The organism is Bradyrhizobium sp. 6(2017) (assembly GCF_011058295.2).
Taxonomy (GTDB): domain Bacteria; phylum Pseudomonadota; class Alphaproteobacteria; order Rhizobiales; family Xanthobacteraceae; genus Bradyrhizobium; species Bradyrhizobium septentrionale.
This window is the reverse complement of record NZ_CP049289.2, coordinates 6148463-6170397: the sequence shown is the minus strand read 5'-3', so window position 1 is coordinate 6170397 and position 21935 is coordinate 6148463. Positions and strand designations below refer to the sequence as shown.

Annotated in this window: 27 protein-coding genes and 2 tRNA genes; 15 read left to right on the top strand and 14 right to left on the bottom strand. The window is 62.1% G+C overall.

Annotation, left to right across the window (positions count from 1 at the left end):
• Positions 1-7: 7 nt before the first annotated feature.
• From G6P99_RS29120 to G6P99_RS29090, 7 genes are all read right to left on the bottom strand, one after another.
• Positions 8-577 (bottom strand): hypothetical protein, encoded by a 570-nt coding sequence (locus G6P99_RS29120; protein WP_051346143.1) that lies wholly within the window; start codon positions 575-577, stop codon positions 8-10.
• Positions 578-711: 134 nt separating this feature from the next.
• Positions 712-903 carry a hypothetical protein gene (locus tag G6P99_RS29115; RefSeq protein WP_245284620.1) on the bottom strand — a complete coding sequence of 64 codons (192 nt, stop codon included), beginning with the start codon at positions 901-903 and terminating at the stop codon, positions 712-714.
• Between the two features lie 115 nt (positions 904-1018).
• Complete coding sequence (locus G6P99_RS29110) at positions 1019-1285, bottom strand: hypothetical protein (protein ID WP_035976629.1); 267 nt, start codon at positions 1283-1285, stop codon at positions 1019-1021.
• 88 nt (positions 1286-1373) lie between these two features.
• Positions 1374-1562 carry a hypothetical protein gene (locus tag G6P99_RS29105; protein ID WP_029080170.1) on the bottom strand — a complete coding sequence of 63 codons (189 nt, stop codon included), beginning with the start codon at positions 1560-1562 and terminating at the stop codon, positions 1374-1376.
• A gap of 175 nt (positions 1563-1737) precedes the next feature.
• Entirely contained in the window at positions 1738-2028 is a 291-nt protein-coding gene (locus G6P99_RS29100; RefSeq protein WP_029080171.1) for a hypothetical protein, read from the bottom strand.
• Positions 2029-4269: 2241 nt separating this feature from the next.
• Positions 4270-4344, bottom strand: a tRNA-Thr gene (locus G6P99_RS29095).
• Positions 4345-4510: 166 nt separating this feature from the next.
• The gene (locus G6P99_RS29090) at positions 4511-4942 is read right to left on the bottom strand and encodes a hypothetical protein (protein ID WP_029080174.1); all 432 of its coding nucleotides are present in this window, start codon (positions 4940-4942) and stop codon (positions 4511-4513) included.
• Between the two features lie 234 nt (positions 4943-5176).
• Between G6P99_RS29090 and G6P99_RS29085 the strand changes: the two genes are divergently transcribed.
• From G6P99_RS29085 to G6P99_RS29070, 4 genes are all read left to right on the top strand, one after another.
• Complete coding sequence (locus G6P99_RS29085) at positions 5177-5644, top strand: dienelactone hydrolase family protein (protein ID WP_029080175.1); 468 nt, start codon at positions 5177-5179, stop codon at positions 5642-5644.
• 151 nt (positions 5645-5795) lie between these two features.
• Positions 5796-6491, top strand: coding sequence for an urease accessory protein (locus G6P99_RS29080; protein ID WP_165124356.1), 696 nt, complete (start codon positions 5796-5798; stop codon positions 6489-6491).
• Between the two features lie 161 nt (positions 6492-6652).
• Positions 6653-7126, top strand: coding sequence for a hypothetical protein (locus tag G6P99_RS29075; protein ID WP_029080177.1), 474 nt, complete (start codon positions 6653-6655; stop codon positions 7124-7126).
• Positions 7127-7204: 78 nt separating this feature from the next.
• Positions 7205-7624: a hypothetical protein gene (locus tag G6P99_RS29070; protein ID WP_029080178.1), complete on the top strand. Its 420-nt coding sequence runs from the start codon at positions 7205-7207 to the stop codon at positions 7622-7624.
• A 58-nt stretch (positions 7625-7682) separates the two neighbouring features.
• Here the strand turns inward: G6P99_RS29070 and rlmB are convergent, their stop codons facing one another.
• Entirely contained in the window at positions 7683-8507 is an 825-nt protein-coding gene (gene rlmB, locus G6P99_RS29065) for a 23S rRNA (guanosine(2251)-2'-O)-methyltransferase RlmB (protein WP_029080179.1), read from the bottom strand.
• A gap of 311 nt (positions 8508-8818) precedes the next feature.
• Between rlmB and G6P99_RS29060 the strand changes: the two genes are divergently transcribed.
• Positions 8819-8904, top strand: a tRNA-Tyr gene (locus G6P99_RS29060).
• Positions 8905-9099: 195 nt separating this feature from the next.
• Here G6P99_RS29060 and G6P99_RS29055 read toward each other — a convergent pair.
• Together G6P99_RS29055 and G6P99_RS47740 are read right to left on the bottom strand one after the other, a co-directional pair.
• Positions 9100-9954 (bottom strand): hypothetical protein, encoded by an 855-nt coding sequence (locus G6P99_RS29055; protein ID WP_029080180.1) that lies wholly within the window; start codon positions 9952-9954, stop codon positions 9100-9102.
• The gene (locus G6P99_RS47740) at positions 9893-10285 is read right to left on the bottom strand and encodes a transporter substrate-binding protein (RefSeq protein WP_165124353.1); all 393 of its coding nucleotides are present in this window, start codon (positions 10283-10285) and stop codon (positions 9893-9895) included. The genes G6P99_RS29055 and G6P99_RS47740 overlap by 62 nt, the downstream gene beginning before the upstream one ends.
• A 263-nt stretch (positions 10286-10548) precedes the next feature.
• Here G6P99_RS47740 and G6P99_RS29050 point away from each other — a divergent pair, with 263 nt between their 5' ends.
• The 6 genes from G6P99_RS29050 (at position 10549) to G6P99_RS29025 (ending at position 13540) form a co-directional block, all read left to right on the top strand.
• Positions 10549-11013, top strand: a complete 465-nt coding sequence (locus G6P99_RS29050) for a hypothetical protein (protein WP_084518402.1) — start codon at positions 10549-10551, stop codon at positions 11011-11013.
• Between the two features lie 164 nt (positions 11014-11177).
• Positions 11178-11411, top strand: coding sequence for a hypothetical protein (locus G6P99_RS29045; RefSeq protein ID WP_029080182.1), 234 nt, complete (start codon positions 11178-11180; stop codon positions 11409-11411).
• A 168-nt stretch (positions 11412-11579) separates the two neighbouring features.
• Positions 11580-11909, top strand: a complete 330-nt coding sequence (locus tag G6P99_RS29040) for a hypothetical protein (RefSeq protein WP_063618930.1) — start codon at positions 11580-11582, stop codon at positions 11907-11909.
• A 178-nt stretch (positions 11910-12087) separates the two neighbouring features.
• Entirely contained in the window at positions 12088-12264 is a 177-nt protein-coding gene (locus tag G6P99_RS29035; protein ID WP_165124350.1) for a hypothetical protein, read from the top strand.
• Positions 12265-12525: 261 nt separating this feature from the next.
• A complete protein-coding gene (locus G6P99_RS29030; protein ID WP_029080183.1) occupies positions 12526-13032 on the top strand; it encodes a Spy/CpxP family protein refolding chaperone in 507 nt (168 codons plus the stop codon).
• Positions 13033-13111: 79 nt separating this feature from the next.
• On the top strand, positions 13112-13540 hold the full coding sequence (locus G6P99_RS29025) for a universal stress protein (protein ID WP_029080184.1): 429 nt from the start codon (positions 13112-13114) through the stop codon (positions 13538-13540).
• Between the two features lie 331 nt (positions 13541-13871).
• Here G6P99_RS29025 and G6P99_RS29020 read toward each other — a convergent pair whose 3' ends face one another.
• On the bottom strand, positions 13872-14789 hold the full coding sequence (locus G6P99_RS29020) for a LysR substrate-binding domain-containing protein (protein WP_029080185.1): 918 nt from the start codon (positions 14787-14789) through the stop codon (positions 13872-13874).
• A gap of 111 nt (positions 14790-14900) precedes the next feature.
• On the opposite strand from G6P99_RS29020, the gene G6P99_RS29015 reads away from it, so the two are divergent.
• From G6P99_RS29015 to G6P99_RS29005, 3 genes are all read left to right on the top strand, one after another.
• A complete protein-coding gene (locus tag G6P99_RS29015) occupies positions 14901-15650 on the top strand; it encodes an SDR family oxidoreductase (RefSeq protein ID WP_029080186.1) in 750 nt (249 codons plus the stop codon).
• Positions 15647-16303, top strand: a complete 657-nt coding sequence (locus tag G6P99_RS29010; protein ID WP_084518403.1) for a cupin domain-containing protein — start codon at positions 15647-15649, stop codon at positions 16301-16303. The genes G6P99_RS29015 and G6P99_RS29010 overlap by 4 nt, the downstream gene beginning before the upstream one ends.
• A 194-nt stretch (positions 16304-16497) precedes the next feature.
• Positions 16498-17370, top strand: a complete 873-nt coding sequence (locus tag G6P99_RS29005; protein ID WP_165124347.1) for an MFS transporter — start codon at positions 16498-16500, stop codon at positions 17368-17370.
• On the opposite strand, the gene G6P99_RS29000 is transcribed toward G6P99_RS29005, so the two are convergent.
• Positions 17365-17529, bottom strand: a complete 165-nt coding sequence (locus tag G6P99_RS29000) for a hypothetical protein (RefSeq protein WP_156928505.1) — start codon at positions 17527-17529, stop codon at positions 17365-17367. The genes G6P99_RS29005 and G6P99_RS29000 overlap by 6 nt on opposite strands.
• Positions 17530-17689: 160 nt before the next feature.
• Complete coding sequence (locus G6P99_RS28995; protein ID WP_029080189.1) at positions 17690-19468, bottom strand: caspase family protein; 1779 nt, start codon at positions 19466-19468, stop codon at positions 17690-17692.
• Between the two features lie 195 nt (positions 19469-19663).
• On the opposite strand from G6P99_RS28995, the gene G6P99_RS28990 reads away from it, so the two are divergent.
• Positions 19664-20446, top strand: a complete 783-nt coding sequence (locus G6P99_RS28990) for a methyltransferase family protein (protein ID WP_029080190.1) — start codon at positions 19664-19666, stop codon at positions 20444-20446.
• A gap of 93 nt (positions 20447-20539) precedes the next feature.
• On the opposite strand, the gene G6P99_RS28985 is transcribed toward G6P99_RS28990, so the two are convergent.
• Entirely contained in the window at positions 20540-21922 is a 1383-nt protein-coding gene (locus G6P99_RS28985; protein ID WP_029080191.1) for a hypothetical protein, read from the bottom strand.
• Positions 21923-21935 lie beyond the last annotated feature (13 nt).

Sequence of the window (21935 nt, the reverse complement as noted above, 5' to 3'; positions counted from 1 at the left end):
TCGCTGGTTACTTGCCGGAGCGCGGCAGGTCGCTGTTGTCGCGGATCGCGGCGCGCACCTTGGCCATCGTCGTGGTGCAGTATTCCTCGCGCTCCCTGAGGAAGCGCTGCTGCTGGGCGCGGAAATTGGCAACCCGCTCCCGCACCTCGGAGCCGAAGTCGCCGCTGATGTCGAGTTTTGCGAATTGCGGCGGCTGCGCCGGTGGCGGCGGGACCTCGACGACGGTCACTGCCAGAGGCGGCGGAGCCGGCGGCAGGCCCTCGATCACGGTCGGCACCGGCAGCGGCGGCGGCACGACCGCGGGCCGCGTCTCGGCCGCAGGCTTGGGCTTGATGTCGAATGTGGCGATGGCCTCGGCCAGGGCCTCGGCAGCGGCGGCGAGTGCCGGTGTGGCGGGTGCGGGCGCAATAGCAGGCGGCGCGGCGGTCTGCTGGGCGGCCGGTGGCGCTGTCGTTCGCGGGGCAGATGTCGGCGGGGCAGGCGTCGGCATTCCGGCGTCGGGCTGCTTGCCCTTCACCGACTCCACGAAAGCCATTGTTTGCGCGATCAGGAGATCGCGTTCTTTCATCCACTTCATGGCGCACCTTGAGCGGGCGGATTGCAGCAGAGCAACCGCGCGGAATCAAGCACTCGCCATCATGATGGTTGACGAAGACGCCTGTTTTGCAGGCGCGGTGACAAAATTGTGACGTACCCGGCGTGCGAGGCGGGTCAGCGTTGGCGGGGATTGGTGTTCGGGACGAACGGGGTGCCGACGATCCGGACCGGCGTCAGGTCAGGGGCCGGCGCTTGATTGGGGGCCGGCCTAACCGCGGCGTTGGCCGGCGGGGGCGCCGGATCCAGCGCCGCAACGGCGCCGGCGGCAGCCACGCTCAGCAGCGTGAAGGCGCCCAGAAGGAGCATATGTCGGTTGGCTTCGCGTAGCCTCATGCGAGGAAAATCGCGTGAGCGGGCATAATGTTCCGAACAAATCCTCAGACGATTTCGCGGGGATTTGGCGCAGCGCTCAGAAAGCGCGTCAGGAGCGGACCTGAAGGCCTTGGGCGTGCTGATCGGGGGACGAGCCGGCCAGCGGGCGCAGCATCGCGACGGGGTGGGGCTCGGTCTGGTGCGCGGCCGCCGCGGCCGGCGCTGGTTCGGTGCTGCGGGCCTCGATCAGGTCGGCGTAGCGGCCGTACTCTTCGGCCATTTCGAGCAGCTGCTGGCGGACCGTGGCGTCGGTGACCTGGCGGGCCAGCCGTCGTGCCTGATCGGACTGGAAGCGGTAATGTGCTGTATCGGACATCGGATGGCTCCTCACATATGTGTAAGGGCCATCAGGCAAAGGTTCATCAAGCCGTCATTGATGGGAAGGCGTCCTTCAAGGGAAGGCGCTATTGAAGGGTCTGTGAGCGATCGGTCAGCGCGGCCGCCGCTGCGTGCCCAGCCTTGTCCTCGCGGACCTCGACCTCGAACCAGCCCATCTCCTTCAGCTCGCGCGCCTTCTTCTCGGCCGCATCTTCGCTGTCGCGCTTCAGCACGATTTGGCTGGTGCCATCACGGGCAAGGATCAAATAGGTCATTGGCTGAGTCCCATCCCGCATTCTGCATACCCCATTCTCGGCTGCAAGGACAGAAACAAGGCGGAGGATGGGTGATCCTACGGGAATGATCCCACGATTCCTGCCAAGGCGCAGGGCGTCGCGGGTGTTTCCGAACCGGCCCTCCGGCAAAGGCCGGTCTGGAGGGCGAGTTAGCCTAACGCTTCACCGCCATTTCGATATGGCGGTTTCTGTCGTCCCACCGGCCGCCCTGCAGGCAGCTCTGACGGTAGCTGTCGCAGACGGCGAGATCGCCGCCATGGGTGCGATTCCAGCTCTTGCAGGTCGACGCGATGTAGGAGCAAGTGCATTTGCCCGACGTGCACTGACGCTCGACGGCGCCAAGCTGACCAGCCGCAGCGGCTTCGCCAGCAGGCCGCGATGCTTGCTTCGTCTTTTGTCTGGCGGTGCATGCCTGCAATTCAGCGTGGCGCTGGCCGTTGTCCATCGCGCCTTGGCGCTCCCGTTCAGGACGATGCACAGCACGCGGGCGAGAAATCGAACTGGCTGGTTAGCGAGACGGGAAGGCGAAAGGTCACCGCGGGGATGGCGTGGGGACTTGATCCTTGCAGGCAGTGGGATCCTGCGTGGGGACCCAACTCCCGCTGCTGCACTGGAGGCCGCGCCCCCCGCCGAGGCAGATGAGGGCTCCCTGGGAATAAAACGCGTTGTTGTAGACACAATTCCTGGTCATGGAATCGATCTTCTGGGGGTCCGGCAGGAAGATGTCCTGCGCCGATGCGACACGCGACATCATGCAGGCGATGACCATGATTGCAAAAGCTGATCTCCACACTCGCGTTCTCCTTCTCAGCAATCGGGAATCTTGAGATGGCCGCGGTGAGGCGGATCGCCGGAAGGTAATTGTTTCGTATGACGGCTCAGCGTCGGTCGGCGCGTAGCATGCAGCGGGGGGTCGTCAGCGCGATCGGTGATGTGAAGCGCCGCCTGACGACCGGGAAAATACGGCCTCCTGTGTACGTTGTGGGTAAGCCGCAAGGCGCTTTGATTGAGCCGCAAATAAATGCTCGGCTTGGTCCAACACAACTCGGCTTAAGCCGAGTCTATCTGGATGGAGGACTCGATGCCCAGGCACTTCGGTTTGAAGGCAACAACGGCGGCAGGACGGTCGGCATTCACGGGGTCATCAAGAGACTTGCAGGAGCGGACTGCATCGGCGGCGGCGTCGAAGAGCCATCCTCCAGCCAGTTCCGCAGCGACAAGGCTCGCTTCTCAAGGCTCGGAGCTGCCATATTCTCCCGCGAGTTGGCGGGGTTGCTGTGGACGACGGACGATCTCGGTCAGCTGAGGTCACTTCCCGATGAAGGCCAGCGCAAAGAAACTACGCGCCGAAGCCGACTGTGCCGACCAGATTGCCAGAAGCGCTACAGACCAGAAGAAGCGAGAACTGTACGAACGCCTCGCTGCCCACTTTAGGAATCTGGCTGTGGAAATCGATAAGGCGATGGCAGATCGCTCGGGGTAAGGCTGGGTCAGTTGGCGGCCTACCGTAGAGCCACAGCAAACGTTCCGGCCCCATCATTCGTTGGGCGCTAATCATTGCGCGAGTTGCGACAATAAGCCTGAAATAAATAGCTCGCTATTCGCTCCAGACAGGCACACAGTAGGTCCATCACCGCCCGAACCCGTGGCTTATATCGGTGATGAGAACGCTCGATCGCGCTCCCGCCTTCCTCTAACGGAATGGAGCGCGCCATGTCCATGAAGCGACATCTCATACACACTCAATCACTTGAACAGCGTCTTGGCATCCAGGCAGAGCGGCTCCGCAAGGAGGCCCGGGGGACTCCCCCAGGCATCGAGCGCCAGCGCCTGGTCCGCAAGGCTCGTCTGGCCGAAACCGGCTCACACTTGAGCGAGTGGCAGCGGTCGCCGGGTTTGCGAGCGCCGACGTGATGGGTCGACACCCATCCCATGCAGATATCGGCGTGAAGAGAATAGTTAATTTCCGCAGACGATGGGCAAACAAGAGCGACACGGTAATTAGAACCGCCCTGAACCACTTCTGGAGCAAACAGATCAACAGAAGTGCTGCCGCCATGCAGAAGGAGAAGGACAGGCTCCGCAAGTAAAGAGGTCATCGCACTCGAGAAGTGCAATATCCGGGATTTTGTTCGTACCCTCTCGGGGCTAGGGGAGCGCCGTCCGTATTTATTTCAAACGGGCGGCGTAACTTTGTCTGGGCCGCCTCAGTTGGCGGCGTCTCGGCGTGTTTCCCGACTATCCCGCACCTGTGGTTCGCAACACCGATAGCGGCGGCTGCGCCAAACAGCCCACGACTCTGACCCGCCGCAGCGACGGGACTCATTTGTGCTGCTATCGACCCGCCGATCGCGGGAATTTCAACATCATCATTTTTTGAGGAACTTGTTGCTACCGTCGACCCGCACCCCACCGCGATCGTGCGTTTTAAGCAGAACCTAGAACGTATTTCCGGTGCCAACGGCCGGGTAACCTGCGAATTGGCCGCGAGCTTTCGAGAGCTTGTCGATAGCGTCGTGGTTATGCGTAGGAAGGCCGGGGAGCCCTATCGGCTGGAAGCCCGGTGTGACGGCTAGCCGGATTGATTGGCGGTCCTGGTAGAACCGCCAAAGGCCGCACGGGCGCTCTTATCCATGGGGGTAACCTCCACCCCAATGGACAAGAGCGGAATGTCGGCCAAACCAACTGGTGCCGGCTGAGGGGATTGAACCCCCGACCTTCAGTTTACAAAACTGCTGCTCTACCGCTGAGCTAAGCCGGCGAAATGATTTGCGCGCTCGCATAGCAGACTTGGTGCGTCAGGGCCAGAACCTGAAGAGCCGATGTCCAGAACCTGAATGCGCGGACCGATCCCCTCGCTTCGACCGGACGGGCACGGAAAAGGCGGCCCGAAGGCCGCCTTTTCCGCCGTCAGCGCTTTGCGTGAGCTACTGGCAGGGATGCCGGAGGCCGTCGCTGCCGCGGAACCAGGTGCCGGGGGTGCAGACGAAGCCGTTCTGCCGTGCATATTCCTCGCCGCCGATCGGGGTGCGGGCGTATTCCGGACCGCCAAACGGGGCGGTGGCGATCGCAGCTGCCGTGCCGACCGCGCCGCCGACCACACCGGCCGCGACGTCGGCAGGCCCGGGGTCATACCGGTTGTAGCTGCCCTGCCAGTCGCGATCCCGCCGATAGGTGCGGTCGCGAGTGGTGGTGGCGGTGGTGCCAGGCGCCATCCTCTCGCATCGGGCGTCGGGCCAGGCATTCGAGCAACGGGCGGCGGTGCCGACGGTCTGTTGCGCCATCGCGGGGCTGGCCAGTGTTGATGCGAGCAGGGCTGCAGCGCCAAGGAAGCGTCCATGAATCCTGAGTTGTGTCATGCGAAATCTCCTCTCGTCGTCGTGAGGGGCTAATCTCGCTGCGCGGCGCCTGTTCCGGCGCGGCCTTGCCCTGCGTTCAAACCAGTGTGAAGTTCCGCAACGCTCGCGCATGATGCGTTCCGGATCACGCTCGATTTACTTGTTCGAGCATGATCTCAGCGCAAACGCTTCGCGTTTGTCGCGGGAAAACCGGTGCCCACTTTTCCGGATCATGCTCGGTTTGACGAGAATTGCATGCACACACGCGACATCGATTATGCCGGCGGCGACGCCACTCTGCGCGGCTATCTCGCCTTCAACGACGCCGGCGTAAAGCGTCCCGGCGTGCTGGTGTTCCACGAAGGGCTTGGGCTTGGCGATTTCGCGATGGAGCGGACGCGCAGGCTGGCCGAGCACGGCTATGTCGCGCTCGCGGCCGACATGTTCGGCGAGCGGCGGCAAGCCGCCGATCTGCAGCAGGCGATGACGCTGATCGGCGGCCTGCGCACAAACCCCGCCATGCTTCGCGCGCGGTCCCGTGCGGCGCTCGCGACACTCACGGCATTGGTGCTGACGGGGGCCGACGATCCGCTGGCGCCGCCCGATCAGGTGGTGGCCTTCGAGAACGAGATGCGCGCCGGCAAGGTTGCCGACTGGCAGGTGATCAGCTACGGCACACGCTGCACGGCTTCACCAACCCGACCGCCGATGGCTCGATCATGAAATCCGCGCTCTACGATGCGCGGGCCGATCGCCGCTCCTGGGCGGCGATGCAAGGCCTGTTTGACGACGTGCTTGTTTGACGAGGTGCTGGCCTGACAAGATCAGCGATGTGGTGTTTGATCTGCAGTGACGGCGCGGGCGCGGGGGATCGATGTTTGGAATCTTGAGTCTTGGCTTTCTGCTCGGCATGCAGCACGCGCTGGAGCCCGATCACATCGCGGCGGTATCGAGCATTGCGGCACGCCGGACCCATGTCGGCGACATCGTCAAGCACGGCCTGACCTGGGGCCTCGGCCACACGTTGACACTGTTCATCTTTGCCGGTGCAGCGATCCTGCTCGGGCGGGCGATCCCCGAGACGGTCGCGCAGCCGATCGAGACCGCGGTCGGCGTCATGCTGGTCGGCCTCGGCACGCATCTGTGGTGGCGGCTGTGGCGCGACCGCGTGCACTTTCACAGCCATTCGCATGGCGACGGCACCGCGCATTTCCACGCCCACAGCCACGCCGGCGAAATCTTGCCGCATGCCCGCGCCGCCCACAGCCACGCGCACGGTTTCCGCTGGCGCACGCTGCTGGTCGGCCTGATGCATGGCATGGCGGGGTCCGCGGCGCTGCTGGTGCTGACGGTGTCGCAGGCCCCAAACCCGGTGATCGGGCTTGGCTATGTCGCGCTGTTCGGCATCGGCTCGATGATCGGCATGGGCGTGCTGTCGAGTGTGATCGCGGTGCCGCTGGCGGCCTCGGCGCGCTGGCTGACCTGGGCCAATCGCGGGCTGCAAATCGCGGTCGGCGCGGTCACGATCGCGATCGGGATCCATTCGATCGTCGAGAACGCGTTCACCTGATCCGCCAGCGGCCGTTAACGATTTCTGATTCCGCATCGCCGCATTGAGCGGATGCCGATGCTTACGCGTTAGGCTTACCGGAAGTTTGGCCCGCGCCCTTAACCCTTCCGCCAAGGGCTTGGATTAGGCTGCGGATGGAACAATTCGGGACGCTGGGTGACATGCGCGTAAGTCTTGCGCTGGCGATATTGGCTGCGATGACCTCGACGGCGCTGGCCGGGGGCGGCTTCGACATCGTCGTGCCCGTGCGCCCGGGCGTGCCCATCATCATCAACGGTGTCGACGCCTCCTACGCGGTGATCGAAAGCGCGATGGGCCTTGCCCGCAACGACTCGATGGTGCCGACCGTCTATGGCGGCCGCCCGATCGATCCGGTGCCGAATGTCGGCCACTATTATCCGAGCCTCGGCCGCATGCCGGGTTACGGCCGGCTCGAGATCGAGCCGCCGGCCAACCGGCGCCTGCCGCAGCCGGCCGAGAGCTATCATGAATCATGGTCGGCGCATTCCGCGCCGCTGCCGGCGCAATCCAATGTGCCGGTCGATCCGCCGCCGGTGATCTACGCGCCGCAATTCAACGGGCCTCAGCGGCTTCCGGGACCGGTGCCGCGGCCACTGCGACCGAGAGGCCCCTAAATCGGGAGCCCCGCAAACGGGGATCCTTCATAGCCATCAAGAGCTACGCGACGACAACGAGACCCACAGGAGAGAGTAATGCGTCAAATGATCAAAGGACTGATTGCGGCGGTGGCCGTCATGGTGTCCGCTCCCGCAATGGCGTGCGGCTTCAACCCTTGCGGCTATTCCGCGCCCGTCGTGAATTACGGCTGCGGCGGTTGCGGCGGTTATGGCTATGGCGGTTACGGCGCGGTCGAACGTCTGCCCGACCCGGATGCCGCTTATCCCAGCGCGGCGCAGCAGTATTATTACGTCAACCAGGGCCCGACCTACACCGGTCCGGGCAACTGGGCGCCGCGTCCGTATTATCGCGAGGGCTATGGTCGCCCGTACGGCTATGGCTATCGCCGCCACTATGGCTATGGATACCGGCACTACGGCTATCGCCATCACTATGGCTATCGTCCGCACTACGGCTATCGCTACGGCCACCCGGTGCTGCGCCGCTACTACTGATCCGGCGATCGATCCAAGACATTAGCGCCCGTTCGCGTCTCGCGAGCGGGCGCTGCTGCTACATCAGGTTGAGCCGGCTGGCGCCGATATAGAGCGCGAGCACGGCGGCGTTCGAGACGTTGAGGCTCTTGATCTCGCCGGGCATGTCGAGACGGGCGACGACGCGGCAGGTCTCGCGCGTCAGTTGCCGCAAGCCCTTGCCTTCGGCGCCGAGCACCAGCGCGAGCGGCGCCTGCAGCTGAACCTTGCCGAGATCCTCCGAGCCCTCGCTGTCGAGGCCGACGGTCTGGAAGCCGCGCTCGTTCAATTCGTTCAGCGCGCGCGCCAGATTCTGCACGGTGACAACAGGAACCAGCTCGAGCGCGCCGGAGGCGGATTTCGCCAGCACGCCGGTCGCCTCGGGGCTGTGGCGGGCGGTGGTGACGATCGCCCTGACCGCGAATGCCGCAGCCGAGCGCAGGATGGCGCCGACATTGTGCGGATCGGTGATCTGGTCGAGCACCAGCACGATGCCTTCCAGCGCCAGCGTGTCGATATCGGGCGAGGGCAGGGGATCGGCCTCCGCCAAAAGGCCCTGATGCACGGCATCCGGGGTGAGGCGCCGGTCGATGTCGCCGGGACGGACGATCTCCGGGGTGACCCGGGTTTCGATGTTCTCGTCCGCCAGCCGCTTGGCCGCGTTCTCGGTGAGGTAAAGCTTGCGGATCTGGCGGTCCGGGTTGGCCAGGGCCGCCGCCACCGTGTGCCAGCCATACAGAATCACCGGCCCGTCGGAACCGGATTCGCGGTCCCGCCAGGCCGGCGGACGGGCAAATTTTGGCCCTTTTTGGAAGGGTTTACCGCCCTTGCCTCGGAAATTGGGTTTGCGGTCGCGATCGCTCATGTGAGGCTTGTGTCACGGCTCCCGAATATTGGCAATTTACACAGCGTTTTCGAGCGAAGTGGGGACCGGTTCGCGTGAAGAAAACGCGTCAAAAAACAAGAATCTAGCCCCCCCATATGCCGGTTTGGAACAGAGATCGCGCCAGCCCGCAAAAGTATGCCAAATAGACGGCCGGCTTGGTTGACTTTGGGGACCGCCTTCGCCCATAAACGCGCCCGACCGCGCACCCGCTTCGGGTCGGCCGGTTATCAGCGTCATTTCGATGACCCGGTCCGCCGCCACTCGCGCGGCCGGTTCTGATGCTGTTGGACGGGGGAGTGTCCCGAGTGGCAAAGGGAGCTGACTGTAAATCAGCCGCCTCATGGCTTCGCAGGTTCGAGTCCTGCCTCCCCCACCAGCCTTCGCTCGCTTCGCGAGCTACGGCTGGGCAAGCCAGCAAAACTGCATCGTAGCGAAGTGAGCGAAGGCTGCCGCGCCGAAGCCCGGAAGGCGAAGGCGGGCTGTATCCGCGAAGCTGTGGCGTTGTCCGATGTGGGCAGCAGACGAGCCCGACAAATCGCGCTCAGACGTCATCGTCTACCAGGAAAGGGGATTATCTCTGGGGCCCGGACAGATTGACCTCGCGTTCAGCCCGGAAGACGTTGCTGTGAAGGTTGGCGATCCATTGGCGACCGCTGGACGTCACATTAAGATAGCGGATCGCAAGCTGGATCTGTGGTGCGACATTGGTCCAGTAAAACTGCGGGAATTTATAGACGATATCGGCGGGTGTCGCGTAGCCGAGCTTCTTGTTCAGCCCGATTTCCTCGAACTCGTGGAAAAGCGCATTTGACTTTCGCATGTAATGGGGGTCACCGAGTTGGCCGATCAGATCGGCGGCGCGCAACAGTAACCCTTCCTCCTCGTTGAGATCGTCCGTGTCGATGTTTGGTGTCGTCGCGTAGGGGAAGCGGGTGTACTCGATTGCCCGGGCAATTCGGGCCGCATCGACTTCCTCCACGGCATCGAACCGCTCAATCACAAACAGTTTTGAGCGGTCGACATGGTAGGGCGCAAGCGCGGCGTCGGACGATCCAACCGGTAACTGGACGGTGCGGCCGCTGAGGTCCGCGACATACGCATCATCCTCGTCGCCCTCGACGATGCCGCGGACGTATCCGATGTCGTGGGCAAGGCAGGCCAGAATGAAGTTCGCGTAGTCGTCGGCCGTGGTGGTTCGCTGCAGCGCCCTTCCGGCCAAGATATCGTTCCCGACCAGGGTCACCAGCATGGTGTGTTCGATATCGTGATAGAGTGCATCGCTGTTACCGATGCACTCCAGTGTCAGCCTGGCGGCAAAGGGCAGCAGCTTCGTCAAATCGGAATGTGAGGAGCGGAATCGGCCTTCAGTTTCCTTGGCAAGAAAGGAGCCAAGGGCTTGCGCGGTCAGTTGAGGAATCGTGATCATCTTGGCATCCTCTCCAGCCTAGCTGTGTCTGCGTCACGACCGACAGGGCTTGTGCATCGGTATATACCGATCGAAACGACACTATCACCAATCCTTGTAAGTCGGCTCGGTACATCCGACGCAGACCCAGGGAAATGTCGGCTGTGCGTTTGGCGTTCTCGGGAAGATATCTGCTCCAGACCGAAGCCTTGATCGGGCTGATCGACCGCCAAACCACATCGAAGCTTCCGGAAGCATCGAGCTTGCCGATCATCGCGGGCTTGGAAAGATGATGATTGGTGTTCAGGACGACCTCAAAGCAACTTGGCGCCCGCACACGCTGGCCGTACATGGCAGATGAGAAATCACGGCCAGAACGTCACTATCCCCGAACCCGTCCCCATTGCCGCATGTCGTCGCCAAAGTGCAAATCGTGCCAGAGGAACATTGCTTGCAGTTCGGAGAGCCGGGAAACACCTGACGTTCGAAAGCGCCACAGCGGGGGTGAGTTTTATTCCGACGCGATTGCATTCCGTTGATCTACGTCAATCTCGCGGCGCCAAAGAGTCGCAGCTTCGTCGTTCGCCAAATCGTTCGTTAGAGAAAGGGCGCGCCATGCTTCGTTGGATCCTCGCCGCTTCGGCAGTTCTGCTTCTCGTTGCTGTCTGCGTGTTTCCCGATGATGCCTATGCCCGTCGTGGAGGAGGCGGCGGATTCCGCGGCGGCGGAGGTGGGTTTCACGGTGGCGGGATGCGTGGCGGTGGTGTGCATGTAGGTGGCGGAAGGGTTCATGGTGGAGGATATCGCGTTGCCGGCCGCCCGCGGCCATCGCACCCGATCGCCGGCCGTCCGGGCTATCCGGGCCGGCCGATTGCAGGTCGCCCTGGCCGCCCGGTCGCCGGCTATCCCGGATATGGCAGAGGTTACTATCGCCCTGGCTGGGGTTATGGTGCTGCTGCCGTCGGCGCCGCGACCGCTGCCGGCGCATACTATGGCAGCTACGGCTATTACGGAAACCGAGGCTGCTATTACGATCAGTACGGTCAAATGGTCTGCCCGCAGTCCCAGTATCAATACTGATCCGGCTGAGCGGTGGTGGATAGTTCAGCCGTCGCTCCGCAACGTTCGTTGATCAGAACCGGTCGCACTTCAGCACGACCGCGTTTGGATGTGTTGCACGCAAAAGGTCGCCGCGATCGCCGTCGTGGCTAGCTCCTCTGTTTGAGTCTTTAAGGAGAGGATCGATGGAGTACGGCGCGTTCACCGACGCGAGCCTCAAGATGATGTACGAGGCTGTTCGCGGCGCGCTCGAAGCCGACGATGAGTTCGAGGCTATTGGTGAAGATCCAAAATTCCGGGTCCGGTCGACGGCCGAATGGAAGCTGCATGCGAGCAATCTTGAGACCGAGATGCTGAGGCGAGGGCTCCGGATCGATCTCATCGATTGGACGAACGGCCAGGGCGAGCTCCCGCTTTAAGGTCTTCAAGATCGGCGAGAACGCAGACCCGAATTCCGCCAGTCTTTCGCAAGCCGGGGTCCACGTACCGACCAAACGCATCTGGAAAAGCTTGATCCAGATCAACGGCTCCCCGGGTTCGTGGCTTTCAAACCAGACCGGGTAGGACCGCAGATTGGAGGAAGAGCCATGCCGACAAATTCGAAGACGATCACGCTAGCGACGTCGATCTTCGCGTGTGCCATGCTGCTGTCTTTTGACTGGTCGGAGCAGAGCGGTGTCTCGATCTCTGTCCAAAGCGCGGTCGCGCGCGTCGGTCGCCCTTTGACGCCGGTCAGCGTCGCGGGTGTCGCCCGTCGCCAGACACGAAGGGCAGTGGTCGGAACCGCTGCTGTGGGAGCTGCGGCTGCGGCCGGCGCTTATGGCTATTATAACTATCCTTCCAGCGGTCAGGGTTTTGTCTGCACACCCGGCACGTATTTTCGTGGCGAGGATGGCCGCCAACACCTCTGCCAGTAAGCCGAGGTATCGAGGCTAGCGGGACGTAAGCCGTTGCCGATCACTCGATGGCAGAGGAGAGGCGTAACGCGGCACTCAGATCGTTGTCCAAATGCCGGAGGAACGGGGAGCTCGCTCCAGCCCCGGCAACACCGCTGCCAGCCACATTGAACGACGACTAGATCGATTCGGAGGACCAATGGCCGACACCCCAAAGCTCTCGGTCGAGAAAGCGCTCGAAAAGTTACGCAATAGCGATAAGCCAAAGTCGAAGGACGAGCGCCACGAGGAGAAAATGAGTGCGCTCGACGAAGAAATAAAGCGCATGAGAGCGCAGAGGCTGCGCCTGGATCGGCCCAAACGTAACCGCGACTAGGCGTTCCGTTGTTGCTTAAATCGGACCGTGCGATCCAGGCGGCACTATGCAGCGTCATGGCGAAAATCGCATGGATGAACACGCCGTTACGCTGGTCATAGCCCGAGGTGGACTGACCTGAAGTCGCGTGGCATTTCCTGAATGGTCAGACGCGTGTCCATATTTCCGATTCCGTGCCATTTGACCTAGATCAACCCGCGGCCGATCCGGTTGTGCGCTTCTTCTCGGCGACATCAATGAGAAGCAGCCCAGGAGTTTGTGATGACAAGGATTACAGCTGCCGCAGCGATTGCACTTTTGCTCACGACGTCGTCTCTCACCTGCGCAGCGGAGACATCTCCGACTGCCGGAGCAGCGCAGCCCAGCGCCGCCGACCTGAAAGCCTTGACGGATATGCGCGTCGGCATCGTCAAGGCCGCCTTGCAACTGACGCCCGACCAGGAGAAATACTGGCCGGCCATCGAGGATGCCATCCGCGCGCGAGCGAAGAATCGGCAAGTCCGGTTGGAGCGGATTGCCGAATTGCACGAGAAAGGCCCGATGGGCGCCCTCGGCGACGGCAGTCCGGTTGAACTCATGCAGCGACGGGCGGACCGGCTCATTCAACGCGGGACTGATCTCAAGAAGCTCGCGGATGCCTGGGAGCCACTCTACAAGACGTTGAGCGACGATCAGAAGAGGAGAATGGCCTTCGTATCGTTTGCTGTCATGCGGGGCATGCGAGACGCAATAGAGCATGACGACGAACCCGAGGATGAGGACGATTAGAGCCAGGCCGACAGGTGAGCCTACATGGCCGGCTTTGCCGAAGCTCGGTCGTCGTGGACGATCATGCAGGAGGTGAAGCATGTACCGGCATATTCTCATTCCGACAGATGGGTCGGAACTGGCGGAGCACGGAGTCGCGCACGGGGTAGCGCTCGCGAAATCCCTCGGAGCCAAGGTATCGGTGATCTTTGTCCTGGAGCCCCTTTCAGAGCTAGGGGCACGGTACCGTGAGGTGCTCGCCGGATATGCTGCGATACGCAAGGAACAGGCCACCAGCGCGCTGGATGGCGCGGCTCGTGCGGCCAGGGAGGCCGGTGTGTCCTGCGAGACGATCCAAGCGGAGAGCGGGCAACCGCATCAGGCCATCATCGCAGCGGCCAAGGACAAAGGCTGCGACCTTATTGTCATGTCATCGCATGGACGCAGCGGACTCTCCGCAGTTCTGATCGGCAGCGTGACAAACAAGGTGCTGACGCAGGCGAAGACCCCCGTGCTGGTTTGTCAGTGAACGCGCAGATCGCTCGATAGAAAGCGCCGGCGCCGGCCTCGAGCGCGAAGTTCACGCCCGCAAGGTTCTCGGCATCACGTCGAGGCCACGGTCAGCGCGCCGGATGGTCGCTCATGGCGAAGGCCGAGCGGCGGATGTTGAAGATCGGGTCGAGCGCAAGTCCTGCCTGTACAGCGCTTGGTTCAGTACGCCGAGATGGGTCAGAGCAGCTGCAAAACGGAAATGCGCGGCGGCGCAATTCCGGCTTGCGTCGAGGCGCCCGCGGGGTTCGGACGACAGCTTCAGCACCAAGGTTGAGCTGCAACAAACGCGACAAATCGGTTCGCGATGTCTACGCGGTCGTCGCCGATACGTCCTCGACCAGCCACTTGTAGAATGACGCCACTTCACGCCGCCGAAGCGCCTGTGGAGCCGCGACGACATAATAAGCCCAGCGAATTGGCCATCCGCGGTGGGGAAAAAGCTCGCAAAGGCGGTGGGTAGCGAGTTCATTGGAGACAAGCGCGCGGCGCACCAGCGCAACACCTTGGCCGGCGACCGCGGCTTGCACGACGGCCGCCGTGGCATTTATCCGCAGCGATGGCCTGCCATCGTGGGAGGACGCGCCGACAAAGGAAAAATAGTTCTCCCAGCCTGGAAGTCCGGCCCCGCGATGAGGCGTCGCGTCGTCGATCAGTGTTTGGCTCGCAAGCCATTTTCCGATGCTCTTTCGGTCTCGCGGCACGATCAGCGGGCTCGCAACCGCGATCACCTCTTCATCCATAAGTTTGGTGGCGGTCACGCCTTTCCAGGTCCCAGGTCCGCAGCGCAGGCCAACGTCGGCCTCGCCGCTGGTGAGATCGAGCAATCGGTCCGACACATCCAGACGGACGTCGATGCCACGATGGCTCCGATTGAAGCGTTCAAGGCGGAAAATCAGCCAATTCGCGACGAGTGCCTGGGAAGCGGTGACCAAAACAGTGGCCCGCGCCTTGGAGCCTCGCAGCCGCTTTACACCTTCCTCCAGTGCGTCGAGCCCGCGGGTGATCTCCTTGAGCGCGGCGTCCGCCTCCTCGGTAACCGAGAGCCGCTCCTTGCCCGAACGCGAGCGACGGAAGACGGGGCGGCCGGTCCAATCCTCGAGCCCGCGTACCAGCTGGCCGACAGCGGTGGCGGTGATCCCGAGCTCGGAGGCCGCGCCGGTGAAGGATCCGTGACGGGCGGCGGCCTCGAAAGCTTGGAGCGAGCGGAGGCGCGATAGCGATCTCATAGACCCTCAAGCATGGCACCGACGCAGTTTTTCTTCGTCGGCACTCTCTGTCTTACGCCTCGTGCGATCTCGGCGAAAGACCCATTGTGAGGCCGTTCAAGGAGCTGAGAAATGTACCTGGAAGGCCGGACAGCGTTGGTCACGGGCGGGTCGAGCGGAATAGGGCTCGCGACCGCCAAACTGTTCGCGTCTCATGGCGCACGCGTTGCGATCACCGGTCTCGACGAAGCCAGGCTCAAGGCGGCGGGAGCGCAAGTTGGAGCCGATGCGCTTGCGATACGCGCCGACGTGCGCTCGCTGGCCGACCTTGACGCGCTGCGCGACATGCTTGCTCGTGATTTCGGTCGGCTCGACATCCTTTTCGCCAATGCCGGCGTCGCGCTTTCAACACCGATCGAGACAACCGATGAAGCGCGTTACGCCGCGCTGATGGACGTCAACGTCAAGGGCGTATTTTTCACAGTGCAGGCGGTCCTCCCGCTGATGGGGCAGGGCGGGGTCATTGTCCTCAACACGTCGTGGCTCAGCAAGGTCGGCACATCAGGCCTGTCGCTGCTTTCGGCTTCCAAGGCGGCTGTACGCTCCTTTGCCCGCACACTGTCGGCAGAACTTCTGCCCAGAGGCATTCGGGTGAACGCAGTCAGCCCGGGGGCGATCGACACGCCGATCCGCAGGCGTGGCGGCTCGACCGAGGAAGAGGTGCGTGCGTCAAACGAAAGGCTTGCCGCGCGAATCCCGCTCAAGTGTCTCGGCGAGTCCGAAGACATCGCCAATGCTGCACTCTATCTGGCGAGCGATCTGTCTCGCTACGTCGTGGGCGCCGAAATCGTCGTCGATGGTGGATTTTCGGAGTTACGATGATGGAAATAAACGCTGATCTCTCAAATCTGGCCGTGGTGCATGCTTCCAGTATGCCGTGGTTGCCCAGCCCTTCCGTGGGCGTCGAGCGACGCATGCTGTACCGCGTGGGCGGCGAGCAGGCGATCGCGACCTCGCTCGTCCGCTATGCATCGGGCTCGGCGTTTTCTTCACACAGCCATCCCCAAGGCGAGGAGTTCCTGGTTCTCGATGGCGTTTTCGAAGACGAGCACGGGCGATATCCGAGCGGCAGCTACGTCCGAAACCCGCCCGGCTCGGCCCACGCACCGCGCTCGCGCGAAGGCTGCACCATCTTCGTGCGCCTGCGGCAGTTTCGTGACGACGACGAGCAGCATGTCGTGGACTTGCCGCCTTCATCGAACGGCGGAGGCGTGGCCATGGTGCCGCGGCCCCTGTTCGCCGGACCAGACGAGCACGTGGTCATCAAAGGATTTGAACGCGCCGGCATCGACTTCGCGATGCATGGCGGGCTGGAGCTGCTGATACTCGCAGGTGAGATCTACGCCTGCGGCGAGCGTCTCAAGCCATGGAGTTGGCTCCGTGTGCCTGCCGATATCCCGTTCATCGGTGAGGTGACCGCCGCCGGCTGCACGGCATGGATCAAAACTGCCGCGCCGTGGCCAGTCCGTCGGTGAAGATCAATCAAGACATCAGACAAGGGAAAACCTGCGTATGACGGACCTGCAATGGCTCGCCGCCACCATCCTGCTCACCTTGCTGGGTGCTCTTCCATATGTTCTGCAGCGAATCGTCACGATCGGGTTGCCGCGGACGCTCGGTAATCCGCGCGCCGATGGCTTGGTTCCAGGAGGGCGAGCGGGGATTCGCGATGAGTCTGCGCCAGATGTCGGTGCCGGCCGGCGGTGCGGTCGGTGCACTCATTCTTCCTGCGTTGGCAAGGTATCTTGGTTTCGGCGCAGTCTACGGCGTTCTTGCCATCCTCTGTTTTGCCGTTGCGGCTTTTGCCTGGATTTGGCTGCATGAACCTCCGATGCCGCCGGCAGTTGCCTCAAGGCAATCGGAGCCCGAGCCGAATCCAGCGCGGGGTGTTCTGAGCAACGGCCAGATCTGGCGTACGGTCTGCGGCCTTGGTGCACTGTGCGTTCCGCAGGTCGTTGCCGTCACATTCGCCGCAGTTTTCTTGAACGACATCGGGCATCTTGGAACGGCTGCCATCAGCGCCAGCATCGTTACCTTTCAGCTTGGTGCCGCCTTTACGCGGGTGTGGAGTGGACGATTCACCGATCGGCATCGGAACAGAAGAAGTTTTCTCAGGGCATGCGCGCGGGCGACAGCGGCGATCTTTGGATCACTCGCGCTCCTTGTCGCCTTGGCCTCAGTTGCGCCAGGCTATGCGGGGCCTGCGATCGCCGTTGCCGTCGTGCTGATGATCATCGGAAGCACTGCAGCATCCACTTGGCACGGTATTGCCTATACAGAATTGGCGACGATCGCGGGCATGAAGCATGTCGGCGCGGCCCTCGGCCTCGGCAATACCTTTGCCTTTTCGACCTACTTCCTGACGCCGCTGGTGATACCGCTCGTTCTCGATGTCTCCGCGTGGCAGGGAGTATGGTTCATCGCCGCCGCTGCTGCGCTCGTTGCATCCTTTCTGTTTCCCACGCCGACTTCGCCCGATACCGGCGTATTCCGGCGAGGGCCAGTTACGGTTTGGCAGCAAAGCACCCGCAATAATTCATAAGTATGCGACGACGAACTGCGGATCGTTTGGCCGCAGGGGCTCGTTATTCTCGCCTTTGAACAGCGGACCGCCGCGCCAAGTGTAGAAGTACTTTTGCCTGGTACCGTCGGAGACCTTGGTCGCGCGCGCGACGCGAGGCAGCAGCTTTTTGCGCCTCACGCTCTTGTTTCCAGGCATCGTACGGGTCCAACAGTTCTGGCGCTGTCACCAGGGGAGGCGCCTTCAGTCGGATGTGAATTGTGTCGTCAGATCGAACCTCGCACTCGGGACCGGGTGCTATCGACCGCCGGATGAACGTGTAACCAATTGCGGCAACAGATCAGGGAAAGAAGAAGGGCATGAAGGGCATTCCGCCGTCGCCCCTTCTGCCTGCGTTGGCCTCGGCCTTCGGCCTTGCGGGTCTTGCCAGAACCTCCGCCTCGCGATCCCCGCTCCTGCGCTCGAGCCTGGCGGACGGGGCATGACGTGCCTTGCGCCTCTCGCATTCGTCGTCGTCATTGAGGAAGTAACCTGCGGCACAGGCAATCTTGACACAGCGATCGCCGTCTCGCCTAAGGCCGGATCCGCAAATCAACGGACAAACTCGCGCCGTTTTGAGCTTGATCGCGTCAAGCGCGTCGGCGTTTGCGGCTTTTGCGTCGAACTTGGTGCCGGCGTTCCGGTTGAACAGCTCCAGCGAGCGCCGCGATTCCGTGTCCCATTCCCCGCTGGGCGATCCCGTGAAGCAACCAACCCGGCGCAATTCGGTCTGTAGCAATTTGGCAACCGCGGCTGGTGCTGTTGGCTGCACGGTCGCCTGCGGACTGGGCAGCGCGGCCACCTTGGGACCCGCATTTGCGTTCGGCTCTCGCGGTTGTTCTGGCGCGGAAGGAGCCGCCGGCGCGGTGCTCTTAGCGGGGGTCGCGGCGCTCTCAGCCGCGAGACGCTTCTGTTCAGCCTGAGTCGCTTGTTGTTGCGCGACTTCCTTGGCTGCCTCAGCGGCGGCGCGGGCTTCCTGCGCTGCCTTCAGGTCCGAGGCCGCCTTGGCGAGCTGCGTCTGTTGCGCGCCCTGGTTGACGAGCCGGGCCTGTTCCTGCTCGGCCTGACGGGCTTTTTCGGCCGCCGCGGCACGCTTCTCCTCCGCATCAATCTTGGCGAGCTGAAGCTTTGCCAGATTTGTGTAGTAGCTGTCGGGGTACTGGGCGATGAAAAAGTTCAGTGCATCCTTGTTGCCGATCTGCAGCGCGAGCTCGTAGTCATACCGCATTTCGGACCGCGGCGTTGGCGCTGGGACGGCTTCCCGGGCAATTTCCTTGGTGGCTTCCTTGGCAACTTCCTTGGCCGGCACCAGCGGCACATCGTCGCCGCCAAGGGTGCCGTACACATACGGCTCCTGCCGATTGCCCGTTGCTTTCATTACGTCGTCGCGGACGAAACCGAACACCCTGCGCAAATCCAGGCCGGGAGTTCCGATATACTTCACCAGTGCGGATGCGTACGGACTGTTCTTGCTGTTGCCGTCCGACGCCGTCGAGCCAGCCTTGGCGGCGAAGGCCACGAGCGTATTCGATGTCGCGGGCTCAATGCGGGCAAGGCCGCGGCTGATCGCGCGCGAGCCAACCGTTCGCTTCATTTTGTCGGAGAAGGGATTGTTGCGGCAAGCGTCGAGAATCACAAGCCGCAGTTGCCTTGCCGGTTCAACGGCCAGCAGCACCCGATCGAGCGAAAACGCCTCGTCATAGATGTCCGTATCGCGCTCGAGGGTGGCATCGACCGGGATGAGATAGTTGGTGCCTTCGATCTCGATGCCGTGACCAGCATAGTAGACGACAGCAACATCCGCGTCGCGAGACTGGTCGGCAAAATCGCGCAGCGTACGTCGCATCTCGGCCGCCTGAAGATCCAGGCGAGTTTGAACCACGTCAAAACCCGCATTCTTCAGTGTCGCCTCGACAATCTGGGCGTCATTGACTGGGTTCGAAAGGGGCGCCGCGTTCTTGTATGAAGAATTGCCAATAACGAGGGCGACACGGTTTGCAGCCGATGCCGGCTGACAGCACAGCAGCACGATAAGAAAGAAGCAAATTTGTCGCAGTTTTACAAAGCAGCGTGCACGCATGGCAATGCCACTGTTCAAATGAATGTCTAGATATGTGCCGTCACGACCGAAACGGTTCAATCAAATGTCGATGATCCGCAAGGGATATGCGGAAAGTGGAACCGGGCCGGCAAGATGGCGTGCCCTGGCCAGGCCGATTGACCTTCGCAGGAGCGTGGCCTTTAGTAATCGCGATTTTCGGGCGAGATCAGTGCTGTGACTGACGTAAAGCTCGGCCAGACGGCCCCCGCGACAGCCAGCAACGGGAACGCCAATTTGGGCGTCAACCCCTGGCTGGACTGGACCGCGAGAACCGCAGTGATCATCATCTACGGCGGGTCTGCTGTTGTCGGAGCCGCTGGTATCCCTCACTTGTTCCCGTTGGACAGCTTTCCCGAACTGCTGATGGTCGCTGCCCACATGGCAAACGTGCTCTTTCTCAGCCTGGTGGCAGTGACGACCATGACCCGCCTGGTCCCCATCATGAAGTCGAAGGGCATTGAGACGCGGATATCAGCCTTGTTGGGCACTTTCCTAAGCATCGCGCTCGCGTTCCTTCCAAAGGCGGAGCTCGGTCCAATCTGGTCGATCCTGTCCACGGCACTGATCCTGGTGGCGACCTCACTGTGTATTGTGGTCCTTCGCTGGTTGGGCAAATCCTTCAGCATTCTGGCCGAGGCAAGGCGCCTTGTGACGAACGGGCCTTACCGAATCGTCCGCCATCCCCTCTACCTCTGTGAGATGGTTGCCCTGATCGGCGTGACACTCCAGGTGCTTTCACCGCTCGCCGCGCTCATCGCGATTGTGGTTGTGACGATTCAATGCCGGCGCATGATCAACGAAGAGCGGATTCTCCGGCTGGCTTTCCCCGAATATGACGCCTACGCTGCGAGAACGCCCTTCCTGATCCCGGCAAGACTGATCCCCACTTGCATGGGGCGATTGGCTGGTCACGCGGGCCGGAAGCTGTCGACCAAGGCCGTCGATCCGCAAGCCTGACGCCGCGCTGCGCGGCGATCCCGATGTCACCTGTAGAAGCCGGGACGACCGAGGGACTCGTCTCGGCAGACCGCGGATACCGGCGAGGGCCAGTTACGGTTTGGCAGCGACGTACCCGTAATAATTCATAACAAAGTCCCCAATGGAGAGGGGCTTCTGAGCGCCGCCCTTGCCCGGATGCGGGATCGCGTAATCTCCCTTGCCCCATGTGAAGATCGTCGTCGTCACGTTTCCGTTCGACACTTGTATCCTGTCACGCAAGACGACCCAGTGCCTCGTCAACACGGAGCCTTCATCCGACTGGTCGTCATACTCGATCATGTTGGCGCTTATGAAAAGGCATACGCGATATCCGCCGGCGAGCAGGGCGTTGGCTTCGTTGACGCTGTCGATGCCCTTGCTGAATTTCAGATTGGTCTCCTCGCGCACGTCCCGGTATCCCGCCTTGCGGAACCATTGCTCCATTTCACTCGGCAGCGTGATCCCCGCGACATCGCTTATTCTGCCGGTGTCGTCAAAATCGAGGAACCAATTTTCGGAGTCGCGGATGGAGGCGCATGTCAGCCAATCGACGTGATCCAGCGAGTAGGGCGGCGTGTAGTTCTTCACGTCCTTTCCCGGCTTGATCAGCAGGCGGCCGAGGCTCGCCTGCCCCTTCTGATACAGGTCGATGGCGAACCGCGCATACTGCCCCGGCTTGTCGGACGCGTAGCTGAACATCAGCGCGGATGGACCACACATGCTTGCCTGATCCTGATCGATCAGGCTCGGCTTCGCAATGCGCCTGAGAATCCCGATCCCGACGCGGTGCGGGTCGAGCTTCGGAAAGAATGTGGTCCTCGTATTCTTGAGGAAATCACAGACCATCTCCGCGGCGAGCTTCTTTTGATCCGAATTGAGGTCATACGGTCCAACTCCAAGCCACTTCTTCTTTTCGTCGCCGACGAAGAGCGTGATGAGCTTTTTCGAAGTCGGAGAGAGCGTTCTGGAGGTGCTCGCAATGGTGGTCAGGTCGTCCAGCTCGAATGAAGTGACCGTGCCGTCCGCGACGGTCGCCCTGATGATATCGACCACTTCCGCGTAATCCAGCTTGGAATCGTCGAGCAAGCCCTTGCGAAGCGCGGCATCGACGGATGGCGTAGAAATCGCATCCCATTGACCCTTTGGAGGGGAAGGCTTGGCGGCCGCCTTTGTCGCGAGGTCAACGAGCCGGCTGAACGTTGGCCCGCCAGGCCGAATATAGCCGTCGGGCGTGCCCGGGAAGTTTTTCTGCTGGAAATACAGAATCGAGCTGTAGAGGCTGTCGCTGGCGTGACCGGTCACGACAATTTGCGGTTTGAGCGTGGTCTCGGCGCCTCCGTCGGAAATGGCGATCTTGTTGAGCAGCGAAATGACCAGCTCCTGGTCTTGCTTCCAGTTCTGGCAGCTGCGACCCGTCGCGGCAAACCGACCGACTTTGTCTTTCAATTGCGGCATGACTGATCACCAG

Coding starts and splice junctions, on each gene's coding strand:
- G6P99_RS29120 (WP_051346143.1), bottom strand. CDS start 577: ATGAAGTGGATGAAAGAACGCGATCTCCTGATCGCGCAAACAATGGCT.
- G6P99_RS29005 (WP_165124347.1), top strand. CDS start 16,498: ATGAGTCTGCGCCAGATGTCGGTGCCGGCCGGCGGTGCGGTCGGTGCA.
- G6P99_RS29055 (WP_029080180.1), bottom strand. CDS start 9,954: ATGATCACGATTCCTCAACTGACCGCGCAAGCCCTTGGCTCCTTTCTT.
- G6P99_RS29115 (WP_245284620.1), bottom strand. CDS start 903: ATGCTCCTTCTGGGCGCCTTCACGCTGCTGAGCGTGGCTGCCGCCGGC.
- G6P99_RS29090 (WP_029080174.1), bottom strand. CDS start 4,942: ATGACACAACTCAGGATTCATGGACGCTTCCTTGGCGCTGCAGCCCTG.
- G6P99_RS29010 (WP_084518403.1), top strand. CDS start 15,647: ATGATGGAAATAAACGCTGATCTCTCAAATCTGGCCGTGGTGCATGCT.
- G6P99_RS29025 (WP_029080184.1), top strand. CDS start 13,112: ATGTACCGGCATATTCTCATTCCGACAGATGGGTCGGAACTGGCGGAG.
- G6P99_RS29040 (WP_063618930.1), top strand. CDS start 11,580: ATGCCGACAAATTCGAAGACGATCACGCTAGCGACGTCGATCTTCGCG.
- G6P99_RS28995 (WP_029080189.1), bottom strand. CDS start 19,468: ATGCGTGCACGCTGCTTTGTAAAACTGCGACAAATTTGCTTCTTTCTT.
- G6P99_RS29070 (WP_029080178.1), top strand. CDS start 7,205: ATGCGTCAAATGATCAAAGGACTGATTGCGGCGGTGGCCGTCATGGTG.
- G6P99_RS29110 (WP_035976629.1), bottom strand. CDS start 1,285: ATGTCCGATACAGCACATTACCGCTTCCAGTCCGATCAGGCACGACGG.
- G6P99_RS29045 (WP_029080182.1), top strand. CDS start 11,178: ATGGAGTACGGCGCGTTCACCGACGCGAGCCTCAAGATGATGTACGAG.
- G6P99_RS29035 (WP_165124350.1), top strand. CDS start 12,088: ATGGCCGACACCCCAAAGCTCTCGGTCGAGAAAGCGCTCGAAAAGTTA.
- G6P99_RS29100 (WP_029080171.1), bottom strand. CDS start 2,028: ATGGACAACGGCCAGCGCCACGCTGAATTGCAGGCATGCACCGCCAGA.
- G6P99_RS29105 (WP_029080170.1), bottom strand. CDS start 1,562: ATGACCTATTTGATCCTTGCCCGTGATGGCACCAGCCAAATCGTGCTG.
- G6P99_RS29075 (WP_029080177.1), top strand. CDS start 6,653: ATGCGCGTAAGTCTTGCGCTGGCGATATTGGCTGCGATGACCTCGACG.
- G6P99_RS47740 (WP_165124353.1), bottom strand. CDS start 10,285: ATGTACGGCCAGCGTGTGCGGGCGCCAAGTTGCTTTGAGGTCGTCCTG.
- G6P99_RS29080 (WP_165124356.1), top strand. CDS start 5,796: ATGTTTGGAATCTTGAGTCTTGGCTTTCTGCTCGGCATGCAGCACGCG.
- rlmB (WP_029080179.1), bottom strand. CDS start 8,507: ATGAGCGATCGCGACCGCAAACCCAATTTCCGAGGCAAGGGCGGTAAA.
- G6P99_RS29030 (WP_029080183.1), top strand. CDS start 12,526: ATGACAAGGATTACAGCTGCCGCAGCGATTGCACTTTTGCTCACGACG.
- G6P99_RS29015 (WP_029080186.1), top strand. CDS start 14,901: ATGTACCTGGAAGGCCGGACAGCGTTGGTCACGGGCGGGTCGAGCGGA.
- G6P99_RS29020 (WP_029080185.1), bottom strand. CDS start 14,789: ATGAGATCGCTATCGCGCCTCCGCTCGCTCCAAGCTTTCGAGGCCGCC.
- G6P99_RS29050 (WP_084518402.1), top strand. CDS start 10,549: ATGCTTCGTTGGATCCTCGCCGCTTCGGCAGTTCTGCTTCTCGTTGCT.
- G6P99_RS28985 (WP_029080191.1), bottom strand. CDS start 21,922: ATGCCGCAATTGAAAGACAAAGTCGGTCGGTTTGCCGCGACGGGTCGC.
- G6P99_RS29085 (WP_029080175.1), top strand. CDS start 5,177: ATGCACACACGCGACATCGATTATGCCGGCGGCGACGCCACTCTGCGC.